This window comes from Luteibacter sp. OK325, assembly GCF_003050935.1.
Taxonomy (GTDB): domain Bacteria; phylum Pseudomonadota; class Gammaproteobacteria; order Xanthomonadales; family Rhodanobacteraceae; genus Luteibacter.
Genome location: NZ_QAOX01000003.1, coordinates 12,673 through 29,733, shown reverse-complemented (window position 1 = coordinate 29,733; position 17,061 = coordinate 12,673). Strand labels below are relative to the sequence as shown.

Genomic DNA, 17,061 nt, shown 5'->3' with positions numbered 1-17,061 from the left:
TCCGGCTTTCCCGCAGAAACAGGGGTTTCGCGTCGCTCACAGGAGACTCTCCCATGCGTAAGACTCTTATCGCCACGGCGATCTGCCTCGCTATCGGATTCGCACTGCCGGCCATGGCCGACGATACCCAGACGGGATCGTCAGGCGCATCGGCCCAACGTAAATCGATTGCCGTGCAGTACTCAGACAGCTCGAGTTATGCAGACAGCTCGACCCATTCCTGGGCCGACAGCTCGACTCATTCGAAAACCACGTCCGGATCGTTCAACACCACCAACGCCATCGCCAATAACGTCCTGAACGGAACGGTGAGCGGCGTCACGACATACGGTAACGGCAACGTCGCCTCGAACTGGGGCAACTCCAATGGCGGTAAAGGCGGCTCGGGTGGCGATGGCTACGGCGCCAAAGGATCTGGCGGCAAAGGCGGATCCGGTGGTGATGGCGGCAACGCGCGTGCTCGTGGTGCTGTCGGTGGCGACGCCAACTCAGACAGCGGTAGCGCCGGGTCCCTGACCGCATCGGCCGGTGGCAGCGCGCACGGCAACGGCGGCGACGCCTCGGGCGACGGCGGCAACGCCAGGTCGCGTGGTGCCGGTGGTGGTGCTCCGACCGGAGGCTCGACGGCCAGCACGGGTGGCGCAAGCGCCAGCACGGGCGGCGCCGGCACATCCGGTGATGCGACCGCGACAGCGACTGGCGGTGCTTCTACCGGTGGCGCGGGCGGCGAAGCCCTTGCATCGGGCGGCGCAGGCGGAGCAGGTGCGGCGGGTGGCGACGGCACGGGCGGCGCGGGCACGGGTGCTGGCGGTGGTGCCGGCGGTGCAGGCGGCGCGAACTCCGTCAACGCGGGTTCGTTCGACATGTCCAACAACATGGGCAGCGCGGCCGGTGGAGCAGCTGGTATCAGCACCTTCGCGCAGAACAGTGGTGCGGCATCGTTGATCCAGCAGGGCGTGAACGTCCAGGCCAACCTCAGCGTGGGCGGCGCTCCGTAAAGCAAACGACACAAAGCGACGGGAACCACGGAGCGCCTTGTGCGCTCCGTGGACATCCATAAGGAACGAATGTCCTTGCTGGAGAACACCCATGCCGAACCACCGGATTCACCGTACGCATGTTGCGCTGGCGGCGATCTTCACCGCTTGCGTAAGCACCGCCGCGTACGCCACGCCCCCTGGACAGGAACCGCCTCCGCCATCGTTCGGCGTGGCGACCCCATCCGAGCAGTTGCAGGACATGAGCGGCGGTACCAACACGACCAACAACGTCAACAACCAGACCCTCAACGGCACGATGTCCGACACCGAGGCGAAGGACAATCTCAGCGGCAACAACATCGTTTCCGGTAGCGCGTTCGGAAGTTCCGCCGGCTTGCCGACGGTCATCCAGAATTCCGGCAACAACGTGCTCATCCAGAACGCGACAATCGTCAACATCAGGATGAATCCGTGAGGTTCGCCTGCGCCGCCGCCCTGCTTTTCGCGCTTGCCGCCACGCCGGCGATCGCCATGAAGGCGGAGGTGCAGACCAGCCCGGGTACGTCGTACCCGATACACCTGACGAGCCTCAAGGAAGCGCGGTTTCGTAACACGATTCGACAGAAGTACGATTTCAGCTGCGGCTCCGCCGCGGTGGCCACGCTGCTCACCTACCAGTACGGCTACCCGATCGACGAGCAGGCGGCATTCGACGTGATGTTCACCAACGGCGACCGCGCCAAGATCGGCAAGGAAGGTTTTTCCCTGCTCGACATCAAGCGGTTCCTTGCATCGCGCGGCTTCGATGCCGACGGCTTCGACGTGCCGCTGGAAAAGCTCGACGACGAAGGCATTCCCGCCATCGTGTTGATCAATGAGCGTGGCTACCACCATTTCGTGGTGATCAAGGGCTACAAGAATGGCCGTGTGCTGGTCGGCGACCCTGCACGGGGCACCCGTTCGATGTCGAAGCGCCGTTTTGATGCGATGTGGAACAACCACGTCGTCTTCGTCATCCACAACGAGCGAGACCGCGCCATTTTCAACAGTCCGCGCGACTGGGCGGTTGCTCCTGCGGCACCGATCACCGAAGGCATCGAGCGTAATGGGCTCGGGCCGATCGTCATGCCCAAGCGCGGACCGGGGGACATATGAAAACCCGCCCCATCCTTCTTGCCGCCGTGATCGCCAGCGGCGCCTGTGCCGCTGCCCACGCGGCCGACTTTCCGATCAATCACGCGGTACCCGACGCCCAGCTGGACAAGATCCGCGGCGGCTACGACTTCGGTGACAACCTGCGCGCCTCGTTCGCCCTGGAGCGAACGGTGTTGATCAACGGCATGGAGGCGATGCGGACCACCATTTCGGTACCCGACATCGCCAACATCACGGCCCAGCAGGCGGCGCAGCTGCAGAGCGCGTTGCAGACCACCGTGATCAACGTAGGCAACAACACGGTCAACGCGGCGGCGCTGGCACCGACCAACGTGGCGCAGGCAGGCGCAACGGCGCAGTCCGCCGCGTCGGTGCCGGCCATGAGTGGGCCCGCACAGGCTGCGCAAAGCGCGGCGTCGGTCAGTTTGCCCGCCTCGATCACACCGGGTCTGGTCATCCAGAACTCGTTAGACAACCAGGCCATCACGGCCACCACCACGATCGACGCGTCAGTGAATACGGCACGCATGCTTCAGAACATGCGAGTTGCGGAATCGGTTAACGACGCGGTGGTCCAGTTCCGGGGGAATTAAGCATGTATCGCAACGGCAGGGTGATGCAGGCAAGAACGTGTGCGGGTGCACTTGCGCTGGCGACGCTCCCCATGTGGATCGGGGCGTGCCTGGCGCAGGATGCCAGCGCGGCGAGCAGTAGCACGGTCGATCCGGCCATACGCGAGAAAATCGAGGCGCAGGGACGACGAATCGACGCGATGCGCAGCAAGATGGCCGAACAGCTCGCCGAGCTCGAGCAGATGAAGCGCGAGCTTGCGTCGCAGGAAGTGCAGTACAACGACCTGCGCAAGGCCATCGGCATGAATGCGCTGGAGGAGGCTCGCGGCGGCTCCGCGGCCGTAGCCGGTACGCAAACGGCGCCACCACAGGACGAAACCCCGGGTACACCGGCGCCGGGCGCGCCACCGGCACAGGCATCGCAACCCGTGGTCGCCACGCGGCCGGTCGGCAAGCGGCCCGAGCAGGACGACCGTCCGCCGGAAGTCGCACCGATCTTCGACCAGCCTGGCGTGCTCACGCCCAAAGGCAAGCTCATTATCGAGCCGTCCTACCAGTACGGCTATTCGTCGAGTGACCGCGTGGCGCTCGTTGGCTACACGGTGATCCCGGCCATCCTGATCGGCCTTGTCGACGTGCGACAGGTGAAGACGACGACGCAGACCGGCGCACTGGCGTTCCGCTATGGCCTGACCAATCGGATGGAACTCGAAATCCGTGTTCCGTATGTCAGCAACCATACCGACACCATCAGTCGCGAAATCTTCACCGGCACCGCACAGGACAATCTGTTCACCACCAGCGGCAAGGGTATCGGCGACGTCGAAGCCACGTTGCGCTACCAGCTCAACGACGGCGGCGCGGACAAGCCCTATTACGTCGGCTGGTTCCGTGCCAAATCGCGGACGGGTCGCGATCCGTTCGAAGTCACCAGCGATTGCGTCACTCGCTGCCTTGAGAACTTCACCGGCACCGGCCTGCCATTGCAGAGCCCGACCGGTACCGGTTTTTACTCGGCACAGGCGGGCGTGACCTGGTTGTATCCGTCGGACCCCGTCGTTTTCTTCGGCAACCTGAGCTATCTGCATAACTTTGAACGCAAGAATGTCAGTCGTAACGTATTGGGTGCCGGCAAGCAGTTCCTCGGCGACATCAAGGCCGGTGACATTGCCGATATCAGTATCGGCATGGGCCTTTCGCTCAACGAAAAGGCGTCGATCAGCATCGGCTACGACCAGGCTTTCGTCGGACGCACGTCACAGAATGGCGATTCGCTGCCGGGGTCCGCGCGTTCGACGCTGGGGCAATTGCTGATCGGCGGTTCGTATCGCTTCAACGAAAAAGAAACGTTGAATGTGACGCTCGGTGTTGGTGTCACTCGCGACACGCCGGATACGACGATTACGGTGCGTGTACCGATCACGCTCTGACGCACACAATTCATTCACTACGCTGAACGCGTTTCAAACACGCGCGATTTTGCGTGCACGCGATGCACACATGTTCGTTCGTTAACCTTTCGATGGGGGTTCGATCAAAAACAAAAAACCTTGGCAGGGAGTTTCACGCACATGCGCAACCGTCATTATCGTTTCGGCAAGGCCACCGCGGGCCTCGCAATCGCCACACTCGCTGTCTTCGGTGCCACCGCGCATGCGCAGGACAGCAACAAGAAATCCCAGTCGCCGGCACTGGACAACATCAGCCTCTGGCTCGGTGGTTACTACACCAGCAACGACACCAATATCGGCGCGAAGACGCCCATTCTCAACAGCAGCGGCAACGTGAACCTCGAGAACGATCTCGACTTCAAGAAGCACAAGACCGTTCCGCGCGCACGCCTGGACTTCCTGATCGGCGAGCATCAGGGCTTCACCTTCGACTATTACGAGGTGAACCGGTCGCAGTCGAAGACGCTCGATGAGTCGATCGACTTCCTCGGCCAGCCGATCGACGCCACCGCGCTCGTGAAGGGCGACCTGAAGTTCACCTTTGGCAGCGCTGCTTACAAGTGGTGGTTCGGCACGGGCGACGACGTGTTCGGCGTGGGCCTGGGTGCGGCTTACTACAAGGTGCACGCCAGCATTTACGGCGATGCGACGGTCAACGGCAACACGGTCTCCCAGGGCGCGAGCACGAACACCAGCGCCTGGGCGCCCAACCTGCAGATCGGCTGGCGCCATGCGTTCAATGAGCAGTGGCGCATGTATTTCAATGCCTCCGGCGTGAAGAAGAACGGCGGCACGCTGAATGGCCACATCTTCGACGCCGCGCTGGGTGTCGAGTGGTTCCCATGGCAGAACGTGGGCTTCGGCGCGGAATACGCGTATACGAAGATCAAGCTCAACCAGGACAAGCGGCAGTACGACCTCGACCTCGACATGAAGCTCAACGGACCGGCTGCGTACGTCCGCTTCCGCTTCTGATCGTCTGGTTGGCGAACGGTTCGTGCCGGTCGCCTAGCCGGGGGGAATCCTGGGGCCGCCTTCGGGCGGCCTTTTTTTATGGTTCTTCCTGCCCCCTGACGGGGGTGGGCTCGCCTACGGCATTGCGTTTGGGCTCGCGGTGCGTCGCAAGAGCCGGCGGGTGCCACCCTCGGGGCCACGACTGCGGCGACCCGAACAGGAAGGGCCGCCCAAAAGCGGCCGGCCATCCCTGGCCGGCCCCCTGACGGGCCTTGTCCAGTCGAAGCCCTCGCCTGCGCTACCGGCCCCGAGGGTGGCACCCGCCGGCTCTTGCGACGCCACGCGGCGCGAGCGCAAACGCGATGCCGAAGGCGAGCCTTAGCTACTTCAGCGGACCTTCTGCGCAGCAAGCCGCGACGCAGTATTGGCTCGTTGCGCAACACGTGCACGCCACCAGCCACCCGCGCAGATGCCGATGACGAGGATGGCGTCGAGAGTCCACGGCGCCCATGGGTTGGCGTCGAACCACGGGGCGACCAGATGGTCGTGGGCGATCATGCGGGCGGCCGTCCAGGCGATGGCCGCGGCACCGATGTAGACCACGATGGGGAAGCGCTCGATCAGCTTGAGGATGAGGGTCGAACCCCACACAACCAGCGGCACGCTGATCGCCAGGCCGAGGACGACCAGGCCCATGTGCCCTTTGGCGGCGCCAGCAATCGCCAGGACGTTGTCCAGGCCCATCAGCGCGTCGGCCACTACGATGGTGCGGATCGCCGCCCAGAAGCTCGCAGCGGGCGTTATGGAGGGGTCGTGCTCCTCATGCTTGAGTAGTTTCCAGGCAATGGGAATGAGCAGGGCGCCGCCAACCAGCATCAGGCCGGGCAGCTTGAGCAGCCAGATGACCGCGAAGGTAAGCACGATGCGCAGCGCGATGGCGCCGAAGGTGCCCCAGAACACCGCCTTCTTCTGCAGGTCGCGGGGGAGGGTGCGGGCGGCGAGGGCGATGACGATGGCGTTGTCGCCGGCCAGCACCAGGTCGAGCAGGATGATCGCCGCCAGGCCGGAGAAGAATTCGGGGGTGAGGAAATCCATGGAGCGGGTCCTTCGCGCGTTGTGAGATCGAATGCGGCGGCGACGGGTACGCGCACCCGTCGTCACCACAAAAGTCTCGTTCCCGGCGCGAAGCCGCCGCGACGCCCGGGACGCGTGTGGCGTCCGTATTGACGATCGTCGCGCACGAAGCCCGAGGGCTTCGCGGAACTACTCCCTCTTGGGTGGTAGTCGTCGGCATTGTGGGGGTTGGGATGCACCGCGGCAAGACATACCCGGGGGTCGACCGGTTAAAATCGACGGTTTCCCACCCTCCACGAGTGAAGTCCATGAGCGCACACGACATCCGTTCCGCCACGCGTCCCGATCCGGACCAGCCGCTGGTGGACATCGCCAACTACGTGGCCGATTACCAGATCGACTCGAAAGAGGCGTACGACACCGCGCGCTACATGCTCCTCGACTCGCTGGCCTGCTCGGCCCTGGCGATGAAGTTCCCGGACTGCGTCAAGCACCTCGGTCCGCTGGTTCCGGGCGCCGTGATGCAGGGCGGCACCCGCGTGCCGTTCACCTCACACGAGCTGGACCCGGTCCAGGCCGCCTTCGCCATCGGCACCCAGATCCGCTACCTCGACTTCAACGACACCTGGCTGGCCGCCGAGTGGGGCCACCCGTCGGACAACCTGGGCGCGATCCTCGCCGTGGCCGACTACCTTTCGCGCAAGGCGCAGAAAGAAGGTGGCCAGCCGCTGACCGTGCGCGACGTGCTCGGCTATGCCATCAAGGCCCACGAGATCCAGGGCTGCTACGCCCTGAAAAACAGCTTCAACCGCGTCGGCCAGGACCACGTGATCCTCGTCCGCCTGGCCTCGACGGCGGTGACCACCGCCATGCTCGGCGGCGGCAAGGAGCAGATCACCACCGCCGTCTCGCACAGCTGGATCGACAACGGCGCCCTGCGCACCTACCGCCATGCCCCGAACACCGGCCCGCGCAAGAGCTGGGCCGCCGGCGATGCCTGCCGTCGCGCCGTCACCCATGCCATCAACGCCGTCTACCGTAACGTGGTGGGCTACCCCTCGGCGCTCACGGCCAAGACCTGGGGCTTCTACGACGTGGCCTTCAAGGGCAACGCCTTCGAGTTCGAGCGCCCGTTCGGCAGCTACGTGATGGAAAACGTGCTGTTCAAGATCAGCTTCCCGGCCGAATTCCACGCCCAGACCGCGGTGGAATGCGCCATGGCCCTGCACGGCCAGGTCGCCGACCGGGTCGACCAGATCGAGAAGATCGTCATCGAGACCCAGGAAGCCGGCGTCCGCATCATCGACAAGACCGGCCCCCTGGCCAACTACGCCGACCGGGACCACTGCATCCAGTACATGGTCGCCGTGCCGCTGATTTTCGGCCGCCTGACAGCGGATGATTACAATGACTCGATCGCTTCGGATCCGCGTATCGACGCCCTCCGAGACAAAATGACCGTGGTCGAGAATCCGCAATTCACCAAGGATTACTTCGATCCGGAAAAGCGCTACATCGGCAATTCGGTGCAGGTTTTCTTCAAGGACGGGTCGAAAACCGAAAAAGTCTCGATCGATTTCCCGATCGGCCACCGCAAGAGGCGTGCCGAAGGCATCCCGGTCCTGCTCAAGAAATTCGAGGCGGCCCTGCGCGCAGAGTGGCCTGCAGAGCGGGTCGAGAAGGTTCTTGCGGTCACTTCTTCGCCGGAAACGCTCGATGCCATGCCCATTCACGAGTTCATGACACTCTTCACGGCTTGATAATGGCTGTGACTCAAGTATGAACGGCGGTTTTTAGCACGTGTTCAATTGTTTGATTTTTGCTAAACTGCCGCCGCCCGTTGAAGGGGTTTAAAGCGAGGGACGGCAGAAGTCCCCGGATTCGATAAGAGTTTCTACGCGCGATTTCCGTCTGGGGTGGAGCGCGGACGCGAATACCAATAATGAGGAGACACCGATGAAACGTAAGGGCTTGTTTTTGCTGATCGGCTTGGCCCTGGGCGGCGTGGGTGCCGTTCACGCGCAGGAATCCGCTGACGCGGGTAACGGCTATGACGGCCGCTGGTACGTCGCCCCGACGGTTGGCGGTTACTACAACGATACCGACCGCAACACCAACTCGCGTCAGGCCTACTATGGTCTGGGCGTTGGCAAGTTCATTTCGAACAACGCCTCGATCGACATCTTTGCCGACCGCACCAAGCGCGACAACGATGCGAACGGTCATTGGTCGAGCAACAGCTACGGCGTTGCCGCCCGCTTCTACGCTGGTGCGTGGGACAGCTGGCGTCCGTACCTGCTCGCCGGTGTGATGGGTGCTTACCACCACAACCCGGAAGACAAGGGTTGGGCCCCGGCCGCCGAGCTCGGCGTCGGCGTGTCCAAGACCATCACCGACAGCTCCGACTTCCGCGTGGAAGCCGGCTACCGTTACGACTGGGACGACAAGACCATTCGTAGCGAGAACGGCTACGGCGACTGGTTCCTCGGCTTCTCGATCGTCTCGCGCTTCGGCGAGCCGCCGGCAGCTCCGGCTCCGGCCGTTGCACCGGCCCCGGCCGCTCCGGATTGCTCCACCCTCGACAGCGATGGCGATGGCGTGAACGATTGCGACGACAAGTGCCCGGCCACGCCGGCTGGCACGATCGTCGGTCCGGATGGTTGCCCGCAGAAGGTCGTCATCGACCTGCGCGGCGTCAACTTCAAGTTCGACCGTCCGAAGAAGGGCGAGACGAACATCGGCCCGACCCTGCAGGAGCCGACCAGCGAATCGCTGGGCGTCCTCGACCAGGCTGTCGATACGCTGCAGCGTTACCCGACCGTCAAGGTCACGGTTGCCGGTTACACGGATAGCGTCGGTAAGGACGCTTACAACCAGGGTCTGTCCGAGCGTCGCGCCAAGATCGTGTTCGACTACCTCACGGCTCACGGCATCGGTGCCGACCGTCTGGAAGGCCCGATCGGTCACGGCGAGAACAACCCGATCGACACGAACGACACGGCCGAAGGCCGCGCTCGTAACCGTCGTACGGAACTGCAGGTTCAGCAGTAATCCGTTAAAGATCGGTAGTTGCACGAAAGGAGCCCGGCGAAAGCCGGGCTCTTTTTTTTAGGTTCTTCGCGGATTACCGGGGCCGGGCGCTCAGCTTTCAGGCCGTGCATTCTTTCGCACCTCGCACCTCGCACCTCGCGCATGGCTCGGCTTCGCCATCGCTCTCTACACTTGGGCGTCTCGCGGGGGAGGCCTTGGTGTCCACCCTCGCTGCTCAGACAGTCCTCCGCGTTCGGATCGGAAGGCCGCTCACGCGGCCCATGTGTCTATTTGGCCTACGGCCGCTCACTTGTGCGGAACTCGCCTCGAGGGTGGACACCAAGGCCTCTCACGACGATACGGTCGAGTGAAAGGCGAGCCGTTGCGTGGTGCCGTCGTCGGCCCCGGTCGCTCGCGGAACTCCTGGCCCATGCGAAAGCGATGGCTGGTACCCGTGCCGATCACGTTCCCCCGCGCCTTTGCCGGCGTGCCGGCGTGCCTGCGTGCCTGCGTGCCTGCGGACGATGCTGCCACACGCTTTGGCTCGACCCACACGAACCTCAGGGCTCGGGAGAGCCTTCGGTGCCCACCCTCGAGGCGAGTTCCGCACAAGTGGAGCGGCCGTAGGCCAGTGAGAACACGGGCCGCGCAGCGGCCTTTCCGGTACGAAACGCGGAGGACTGTCTGAGCAGCGAGGGTGGGCACCGAAGGCTCTGCGCCGCGACGTCACGCTCTGCGCTGCTACGTCCACGTCCGCAGCGACGTCCGCGGAATTCCGGTCGCCTCACCCCTCGCTGTTTCCGTTCCCTCGCCAGGCCTGTACGCTCAGGGCGTCTGGACGTACGGACGTCCAAAGGGGCTTTGCATGAAAGCGATGGCAGGGGTCGTCCTCGGCATGATGCTGGCCTGCGCCGGCTGCACGACGCACATGCCGACCACATCGCCGACGTTAGCCGGTGATGCCGCCCATCCCGCCACGACCGCGGGCTGGATGCGCACCGAACTGTATTTTGGCCTGGGTACAGCGGGCCATGCCGACGGGGTCAGCGAGGTCGACTGGCGCGCCTTCCTGGACAAGGAAGTGACGCCGCGCTTCCCCAGTGGTCTTACGGTCATCGACGCCTATGGCCAGTGGCAGGGCAGCAAGCAGCCCGCGCCCGAACGCCTGCGCTCGAAGATTGTCGTGCTCCTCCATGCGGATGCTCCCGCGCAGCGTGAGGCAATCGACGCGATTCGCGCCGCGTGGAAGGCGAAGACCGGCGACCAGTCCGTCCTTCGCGTCACCCAACCTGCGCAGGTGTCGTTCTGATGGCCGCGAGCCTGACGCGCCGTCGCCGTTTTAGCGGCGGCGACCTCAACGGCGTGCTTGGCCTGGTCGTCGACAATCTTTCACTGCTGGCCTTCATGGCCACGGCCCTGATCGGCATCTTCGGCATGCCGGCGGACATCGTCTTCCGGCGTATGTTCCCGGGCACGGCGCTCGGTGTACTGCTCGGCAACCTCGCCTATACCTGGATGGCGCACCGGCTGGCGGCGCGCACGGGGCGCCAGGACGTCACGGCGATGCCGCTGGGCATCGACGCACCGACCACCATCGGCATGGCCTTGCTGGTCCTCGGCCCCGCGTTCGCGGGCTATCGCCAGGGCGGCATGGATCCCGTCGCGGCAGGGGAGGCCACCTGGCACCTGGGCATGGCTTCGCTGGTCGTCATGGGCGTGTTGAAGTTCATCCTGTCGTTCTTTGGCGCGTGGGTGCAACGCTCCGTACCGCGGGCCGGTCTGCTCGGTTCGATTGCCGGTATCGCCCTCGTGCTGATGGGCTTCCTGCCGCTGGTGGAGATACTTCGCGTGCCGGTCGTGGGCTTCGCTGGCCTGGGTGTGGTGCTTTACGCCCTGGTGGCGAAGCGTCGCCTGCCGTTTGGACTGCCCGGCGTGCTCGGTGCGTTTATCGTCGGCGTGGCCCTTTACTACGGGCTTGGGCCATCGGGGTTCCTCGGTAGCGGATATCACGCCCCCGGCGCGTGGCAGTGGCGTCTCGGCTTCCCGCTGCCGACGCTCGGTTTCATCGACGGCTTGCCTGCCACCGTGCCCTACCTGCCGCTGATCCTGCCTTTCGGCCTGTTGATGGTCGTCGGTGGCATCAATGTGACGGAGAGTGCGCGGGCCGCCGGAGACGACTACCCGACCCGGGACATCCTCCTGGTCGAGGCCCTGGCCACCCTGGTCGCAGGCATGTGCGGTGGCGTCGCACAGACAACGCCGTATATCGGGCAACCTGCGTACAAGGCCATGGGCGCTCGTACGGGCTACACACTGGTCACCGGCCTGGTCATCGGACTGGGTGGTGTCTTCGGTTACCTGGCTAACCTGGTCGAGTTGCTGCCGGTAGCCGTATTGGCGCCGATCCTTGTGTTCATCTCGATCAGCATCACCACGCAGGCCTTCGAGGCGACGCCGTTGCGCTATGCCGCCGCGGTGGTTTTCAGCTTCTTCCCGGCGATCGCGCGGATGCTGGCGATCAAGCTGGGCGATCCGTCCATCGTCGATCCGGCGCACTTCGCCGCGCTATATGGCGATGCCACCCACGGTATCTCCGCGATGGCAGTCATCGTCATCCTCGGCAACGGCTTCATCATCACCTCGATGGTCTGGGCCAGCTTCGTGGTCGCGATGATCGACGGCCAGGTGCGCAATGCCGCCGGCATCGTCGCGATCGGCGCCGTGCTCACGGCCTTTGGCGTCATTCACTCAGTGGAACCGATCGGCTCGGTTTACCTGCCTTGGCTGCTCGAACCCGCTATCCGTGCGTTGGTTTGGCAGTTTGTTGCGGCTTACGCGGCGCTTGCCGCGGTGTTGCTGCTGCTATCGGTAGGGCCTCGGCGGCGGTGATTTTCTCTCGTGTGGGAGCCGGCTATGCCGGCGATGGGGTTGAGGCATCCTGCCATCGCCGCTGAAGCGGCTCCCACAAGGGGCTTGCCCGCAGCGCTTGAATTGCCGCCCCGTGGCAGCCACCCTTGGGCATTGTCCCAAGGAATATCCCCATGTCCCTCGCCGACCTCACATCACTACCCGGTGTGACTGCCACACCGGATGCCGCGACCCACGGCTTCGTGTTCAACCACACCATGATCCGCGTGCGCGACCTCGAGGTCTCGCTGGACTTCTACACGCGCGTGCTCGGCTTCACGCCGGTCTACAAGCACGTATACGACGAGGCGAAGTTCACCATCGTCTACCTGGTCCTGGTCGGCGACCGCAGCCTCATCCCTGATGACGACGAGGCGCGCAAGCGCTGGGCGCTGGCGCAGCCGGGCGTGCTCGAGCTGACGCACAACCACGGCACCGAGAAGGATGCCGACTTCGCGTATCACAATGGCAACAGCGAGCCGCGCGGCTTCGGGCATCTGTGCGTGAGCGTGCCGGACGTCAACGTGGCCTGCGCACGCTTCGAAGAACTCGGCGTGACATTCCAGAAAAAGTTGAGCGATGGCCGCATGCGCCATATCGCATTCATTCGCGATCCCGACCAGTACTGGATCGAGATCCTTCAGCCGACACCGCTGATCAGCTGAGACCGGACACGACGATGCCGACCAACCTGCCTCCGGTGACGCGCAACCTGCTCATCGCCAACGTGCTCGTGTTCGTTCTTCAGCTCCTGCTGCAGGACGACACCACGCTTGCGCTTACGAAATGGTTTGCGCTGTGGCCCGTCGGCCATGACATCGCGGTGGACCTTGGCAATGGCAACATCGCCGGCGTCGGCTTCCGTCCGTGGCAGCTGATCACCTACGGCTTCATGCATGGATCGGTCATGCACATCCTGTTGAACATGTATGCGTTGTACATGTTCGGCGGACTGATCGAGCGGGTGATGGGCCAGCGCCGTTTCATCATCTACTACTTCACCTGCCTGGTCGCGGCATCGCTCGCCCAGCTGGCCATCATGTATTCGTTCGAGCCGGATCGCATCTACCCGACGGTGGGTGCGTCGGGTGCGATCTTCGGCCTGCTGGGTGCTTTCGCGATGCTGTTCCCGCGCGAGAAGCTGATGATGATCCCGATTCCCATCGGGATTCCCGCATGGCTGTTTGTCACCCTCTACGGCCTCGCCGAACTGTTCTTCGGTGTCACGGGTACGTTGGCGGGTGTGGCCCATTTCGCCCACCTGGGTGGGCTGTTCGCGGGCTTGTTGTTGCTCTGGGCGTGGGGCGTACGACCGCCACCACGCCGTTGGTCCTGACCCTTTAGCGCAGGGAGAGGAAGTCCGGGCTGACGACGAAGCGCACGGCGTCCAGGCGCAGGCGCGCGTTGGGGATGGCCGCGAGCAGGGCATCGCGTTCCGCGGCGATGGCATCGACTTCCGCCGCTGCGATGGAAGGATTGACCGCGCGCAGGGCAACGAGGCGTGCGTGCTCTGCATCCAGCTCGAGTTTCGCGGCGTCGATCGCTTCGTATTTGAGCAGTTCTGCCCGGCCCTCGGCGAGGTCGAGCGCGTGCTCGAGCATGGGCGGCACAAGCTTGGAAAGGAACTTGCGAAAGCGCGCCACTTCGATATTGCGATCTGTCGCCTTGCGCAGGGCGATATCGCTCGGGCGGAAGCCCGGGCGTTCCGATAGCTTGGTGTCCACCGCGACGACGAGCGGTGTCGTCGGCAGGAAACGCCCGGCGTCGAGCGAGCGATCGGCGATGATCTCGAGCACGTAAACCGTCTGCAGCAGGGCGGTGCGTACGGGCAGGGCATCATCGACAAGGAAGGCCGCGTTGCCGGTTTCACCACTGACCAGCAGGTCCACGGCCGCGTAGACCATCGGATGGTCCATGCGCAGCAGGGGCAGGTCTTCACGGGCGAGGGCGACATCGCGCGAGAAGGTCACCGAGAGCGGACCATCGGCGAAACCGGGCAAGCCGTCCGTGGAGAGATATTGCGGGTCGAGCAGCACGATGTCGGGTGCGAGTTCTTCCGTGTGCACACCATAGGTTTCGAACAGGCGCTGGATGAAGGCGTCGCGCGCCGGGTCCTGGTCTTCGCGGGCGAAGCTGGCCGCGAGATCGCCGGCGTGCGGATCGCGGCTGGCCGCCAGTTCGAGCAGGTGGTCGCGACCGGCGTGGATCAGGGCGGAGAGTTCCTCGTGCGCACCCCGGGTTTCCGCGATGAGCGCGTCGAGTTCCTGGTCGCGTGAATCGTCTTCGCGGGCGTGTTCGTCGGCGAGGTTGGCGAGTAGTTCACCGAAGCGGCGCAGCAGTTCGCGGCCATCGGCCGGGCTCGAGCGGAATGCGTCCAGGCCTTCGTCGTACCAGCGGGCCAGCACGTGCTGGGCACTCTGTTCGACCACGGGCACGTGCACGACGATATCGTGGCGTTGGCCGATGCGGTCAAGACGACCGATGCGCTGTTCGAGCAGGTCAGGGTCCAGCGGCAGGTCCCACATCACCAGGCGGTGGGCGAACTGGAAGTTACGACCTTCCGAACCGATCTCGGAACACAGCAGCAGGCGGGCACCGTCCGGCTGGGCGAAGAACGCCGCGTTGCGATCGCGCTGCACGATGCCGAGGCCTTCGTGGAAACGGGCAACGCCCACGCCACTCTTCGTGCGCAGGGCATCTTCGATCGCCAGCACCTTGGCCTGGCTACGGCAGATGAGCAGGAACTTGTCGGACGGGTGGGCGTCGAGCAGGTCGATCAGTGCTTCGAGGCGCGGGTCGTCGTTGTAGTCGAATTCGAGGTGAGCTGGCGCGCTCTGGATATCCGCACGGAATTCGGCGAGCAGGGCATCGCGGCGACCGGCGTCGAGCGTGTCCGGATCGATCGCGAGGATCTCCGGCGTGCGACGCGGGAAACCACCGATACCGGCGCGGCGGTTGCGGAACATCGCGCGGCCGGTGCCGTGGCGGTCGATCAGTGCGGCAAGCAGTTCGGCGTGCGCGTCGTCGCGCATCAGGAGGCCGGCGAGCTCGCGATCTCCCTTGAAGCGGGTGGTCAGCAGGGCGCGGTGCTCCGCGGAGAGCGGCTTGCCGTCGGCGAGCGCATTGGCGACCTCGGAGAGTTCGCCGTACTCCGCGGATTCGGCAAGATAGGCGTCGAGATCGCTGTAACGTTGTGGATCGAGCAGGCGCAGGCGGGCGAAATGCCCGGCGCGGCCCAACTGCTCCGGTGTGGCGGTGAGCAGGATGACACCGGGTGTTGCCGTGGCCAGTTCCTCGACCAGGCGGTAACGCGGGCTGGCGGCTTCGGGCGTCCACTCCAGGTGATGCGCCTCGTCGACCACCATCAGGTCCCAGCCGGCTTCGGCCAGCTGGCGCGCACGTTTCGGCGCGGATTCGAGAAAGGCGAAGTCGGCGATCACCAGCTGGTCGTCTTCGAACGGATTACGTCCGTCGTTGGACTGCTCGATGGCTTCGCAGCGCTCTTCGTCGAAGATGGCGAACGACAGGTTGAAACGGCGCAGCAATTCAACGAACCACTGGTACACCAGGGTCTCCGGCAGCAGCACCAGTACGCGGCCCGCGCGACCCGCGGCGAGCTGCCGAGCCAGGATCATGCCAGCCTCGATGGTCTTGCCCAGGCCCACTTCGTCGGCGAGCAGCACCCGTGGCGGGCGGCGTGCGGCGGCAATGCCGGCCACGCGCAACTGATGCGGAACCAGGCCGATGCGGGCCGACTCCAGACCCCACGCTGCGGAACGGCGCGTGTCGGCGCGACGACGCAGGGCGTCCAGGCGCAGGTCGAAGCTTTCGTTGGTATCGGTGCGACCGCCTATGAGGCGGTCATCGGCTTGCGAAAGCGCCTGCTCGTCGTCGAGCTGGCCTTCTTCCAGCTCACGCCCTTCACCGCGATAAACGAAGAGGCCTTCGCGCTCTTCGATGCGTTCGACGAGGAAGGCCAGGCCCTTGCCCGAAACGCGCTGGCCGGCGCGGAACTCGGCGCGGATCAGCGGCGCGCTGTCGGTGGCGTAGGGGCGCAGCACGCCCGCCTTGGCGAACAGGACCTGCACGCCGCGACCTTCGACGCGAAGAATGGTGCCGAGGCCGAGCTCGGGTTCGGCGGTGGAGATCCAGCGTTGACCAGGTTGGAACATGCGGTGGGAAGCCAAGGACATCAGGGGGCGCCAATTATCCGCCCCCGAGGGCGCCCCTGCCTACCTTTGTTTTACCTCAGGTTTCCGCCCAACGCCGTAACAGGTTGTGGTAGACGCCTGTCAATTGCAGGATCGATGCCTGGTCGGCGGCGCTGGCGGAGAGGTTGCGGACGGCCGTGTCCAGTTCCAGCAACAGCCTCCTCGCGCTGTCGTCGCGGACCAGGCTCTGCACCCAGAAAAACGAAGCGATGCGCGCTCCGCGCGTCACCGGCGTGACCTTGTGCAGGCTGGAAGAGGGATAGACGATGGCATCGCCGGCGGGCAGTTTCACTTCGTGCTCGCCGTAGGTGTCGCTGACGACGAGTTCGCCGCCGTCGTACTCGTCGGGCTCGCTGAGGAATAGCGTGCACGAGATGTCGCTGCGTACCTGGACGTCGCTGGTGCCGGTGGCCATGACGGCGCCGTCGATATGGAAGCCATATTCGCCACCGCCTTCATAGCGATTGAAGCGGGGCGACAGCGTGCGCAGGGGGAGGGCTGCCGCGTGATACAGCGGATGGCGGGCGAGCGCCGCCACCACGATGTCACCCAGTTCATGACGCAGCGGCGATGCATCGGGCAGTTGCTGGTTGCGCTTGACCTTCGCACCCTGCGGACCGACGGTCTGCCGACCGTCGGTCCATTCGGCAGCCTCCATGGCGCGGCGCATCCCGGCGACCTGTTCCTTGCTCAGGACCTCGGGGATGTGCAGCAGCATGGCGGTGTT

Annotated in this window: 15 protein-coding genes; 12 read left to right on the top strand and 3 right to left on the bottom strand. The window is 64.6% G+C overall.

Annotated elements, in window-relative coordinates; translation table 11 throughout:
• The first annotated feature begins 53 nt into the window (after positions 1-53).
• From C8J98_RS07835 to C8J98_RS07810, 6 genes are all read left to right on the top strand, one after another.
• Entirely contained in the window at positions 54-998 is a 945-nt protein-coding gene (locus tag C8J98_RS07835; protein WP_107912679.1) for a hypothetical protein, read from the top strand.
• A 91-nt stretch (positions 999-1,089) separates the two neighbouring features.
• Positions 1,090-1,455 carry a hypothetical protein gene (locus C8J98_RS07830; protein ID WP_107912678.1) on the top strand — a complete coding sequence of 122 codons (366 nt, stop codon included), beginning with the start codon at positions 1,090-1,092 and terminating at the stop codon, positions 1,453-1,455.
• Positions 1,452-2,135, top strand: a complete 684-nt coding sequence (locus C8J98_RS07825) for a C39 family peptidase (RefSeq protein ID WP_233260165.1) — start codon at positions 1,452-1,454, stop codon at positions 2,133-2,135. Before C8J98_RS07830 ends, C8J98_RS07825 begins: the two co-directional genes overlap by 4 nt.
• Positions 2,132-2,728 carry a hypothetical protein gene (locus C8J98_RS07820; protein ID WP_107912677.1) on the top strand — a complete coding sequence of 199 codons (597 nt, stop codon included), beginning with the start codon at positions 2,132-2,134 and terminating at the stop codon, positions 2,726-2,728. The genes C8J98_RS07825 and C8J98_RS07820 overlap by 4 nt, the downstream gene beginning before the upstream one ends.
• Positions 2,729-2,730: 2 nt before the next feature.
• On the top strand, positions 2,731-4,137 hold the full coding sequence (locus tag C8J98_RS07815) for an acetate kinase (RefSeq protein ID WP_199229854.1): 1,407 nt from the start codon (positions 2,731-2,733) through the stop codon (positions 4,135-4,137).
• Positions 4,138-4,278: 141 nt separating this feature from the next.
• The gene (locus tag C8J98_RS07810; RefSeq protein ID WP_233260164.1) at positions 4,279-5,133 is read left to right on the top strand and encodes a hypothetical protein; all 855 of its coding nucleotides are present in this window, start codon (positions 4,279-4,281) and stop codon (positions 5,131-5,133) included.
• Between the two features lie 366 nt (positions 5,134-5,499).
• Here C8J98_RS07810 and C8J98_RS07805 read toward each other — a convergent pair whose 3' ends face one another.
• Positions 5,500-6,207, bottom strand: coding sequence for a TerC family protein (locus tag C8J98_RS07805; RefSeq protein WP_107912676.1), 708 nt, complete (start codon positions 6,205-6,207; stop codon positions 5,500-5,502).
• 287 nt (positions 6,208-6,494) lie between these two features.
• Between C8J98_RS07805 and C8J98_RS07800 the strand changes: the two genes are divergently transcribed.
• The 6 genes from C8J98_RS07800 to C8J98_RS07775 all read left to right on the top strand — a co-directional run bounded on the left by C8J98_RS07800 (position 6,495) and on the right by C8J98_RS07775 (position 13,459).
• Positions 6,495-7,946, top strand: a complete 1,452-nt coding sequence (locus C8J98_RS07800; protein WP_107912675.1) for a bifunctional 2-methylcitrate dehydratase/aconitate hydratase — start codon at positions 6,495-6,497, stop codon at positions 7,944-7,946.
• A gap of 196 nt (positions 7,947-8,142) precedes the next feature.
• Positions 8,143-9,237 (top strand): OmpA family protein, encoded by a 1,095-nt coding sequence (locus C8J98_RS07795; protein ID WP_107912674.1) that lies wholly within the window; start codon positions 8,143-8,145, stop codon positions 9,235-9,237.
• A gap of 844 nt (positions 9,238-10,081) precedes the next feature.
• Complete coding sequence (locus C8J98_RS07790) at positions 10,082-10,525, top strand: DUF3574 domain-containing protein (RefSeq protein WP_107912673.1); 444 nt, start codon at positions 10,082-10,084, stop codon at positions 10,523-10,525.
• Positions 10,525-12,105, top strand: a complete 1,581-nt coding sequence (locus C8J98_RS07785) for a hypothetical protein (RefSeq protein WP_107912672.1) — start codon at positions 10,525-10,527, stop codon at positions 12,103-12,105. The genes C8J98_RS07790 and C8J98_RS07785 overlap by 1 nt, the downstream gene beginning before the upstream one ends.
• Before the next feature lie 152 nt (positions 12,106-12,257).
• Positions 12,258-12,788, top strand: coding sequence for a lactoylglutathione lyase (gene gloA / locus C8J98_RS07780; protein WP_107912671.1), 531 nt, complete (start codon positions 12,258-12,260; stop codon positions 12,786-12,788).
• A gap of 14 nt (positions 12,789-12,802) precedes the next feature.
• Positions 12,803-13,459 carry a rhomboid family intramembrane serine protease gene (locus C8J98_RS07775; protein ID WP_107912670.1) on the top strand — a complete coding sequence of 219 codons (657 nt, stop codon included), beginning with the start codon at positions 12,803-12,805 and terminating at the stop codon, positions 13,457-13,459.
• A gap of 4 nt (positions 13,460-13,463) precedes the next feature.
• Here the strand turns inward: C8J98_RS07775 and rapA are convergent, their stop codons facing one another.
• Both rapA and C8J98_RS07765 read right to left on the bottom strand, forming a co-directional pair.
• A complete protein-coding gene (gene rapA / locus C8J98_RS07770) occupies positions 13,464-16,295 on the bottom strand; it encodes an RNA polymerase-associated protein RapA (protein WP_107913040.1) in 2,832 nt (943 codons plus the stop codon).
• A 76-nt stretch (positions 16,296-16,371) separates the two neighbouring features.
• Positions 16,372-17,052 carry a Fe2+-dependent dioxygenase gene (locus tag C8J98_RS07765; protein ID WP_107912669.1) on the bottom strand — a complete coding sequence of 227 codons (681 nt, stop codon included), beginning with the start codon at positions 17,050-17,052 and terminating at the stop codon, positions 16,372-16,374.
• Between the last annotated feature and the right edge of the window lie 9 nt (positions 17,053-17,061).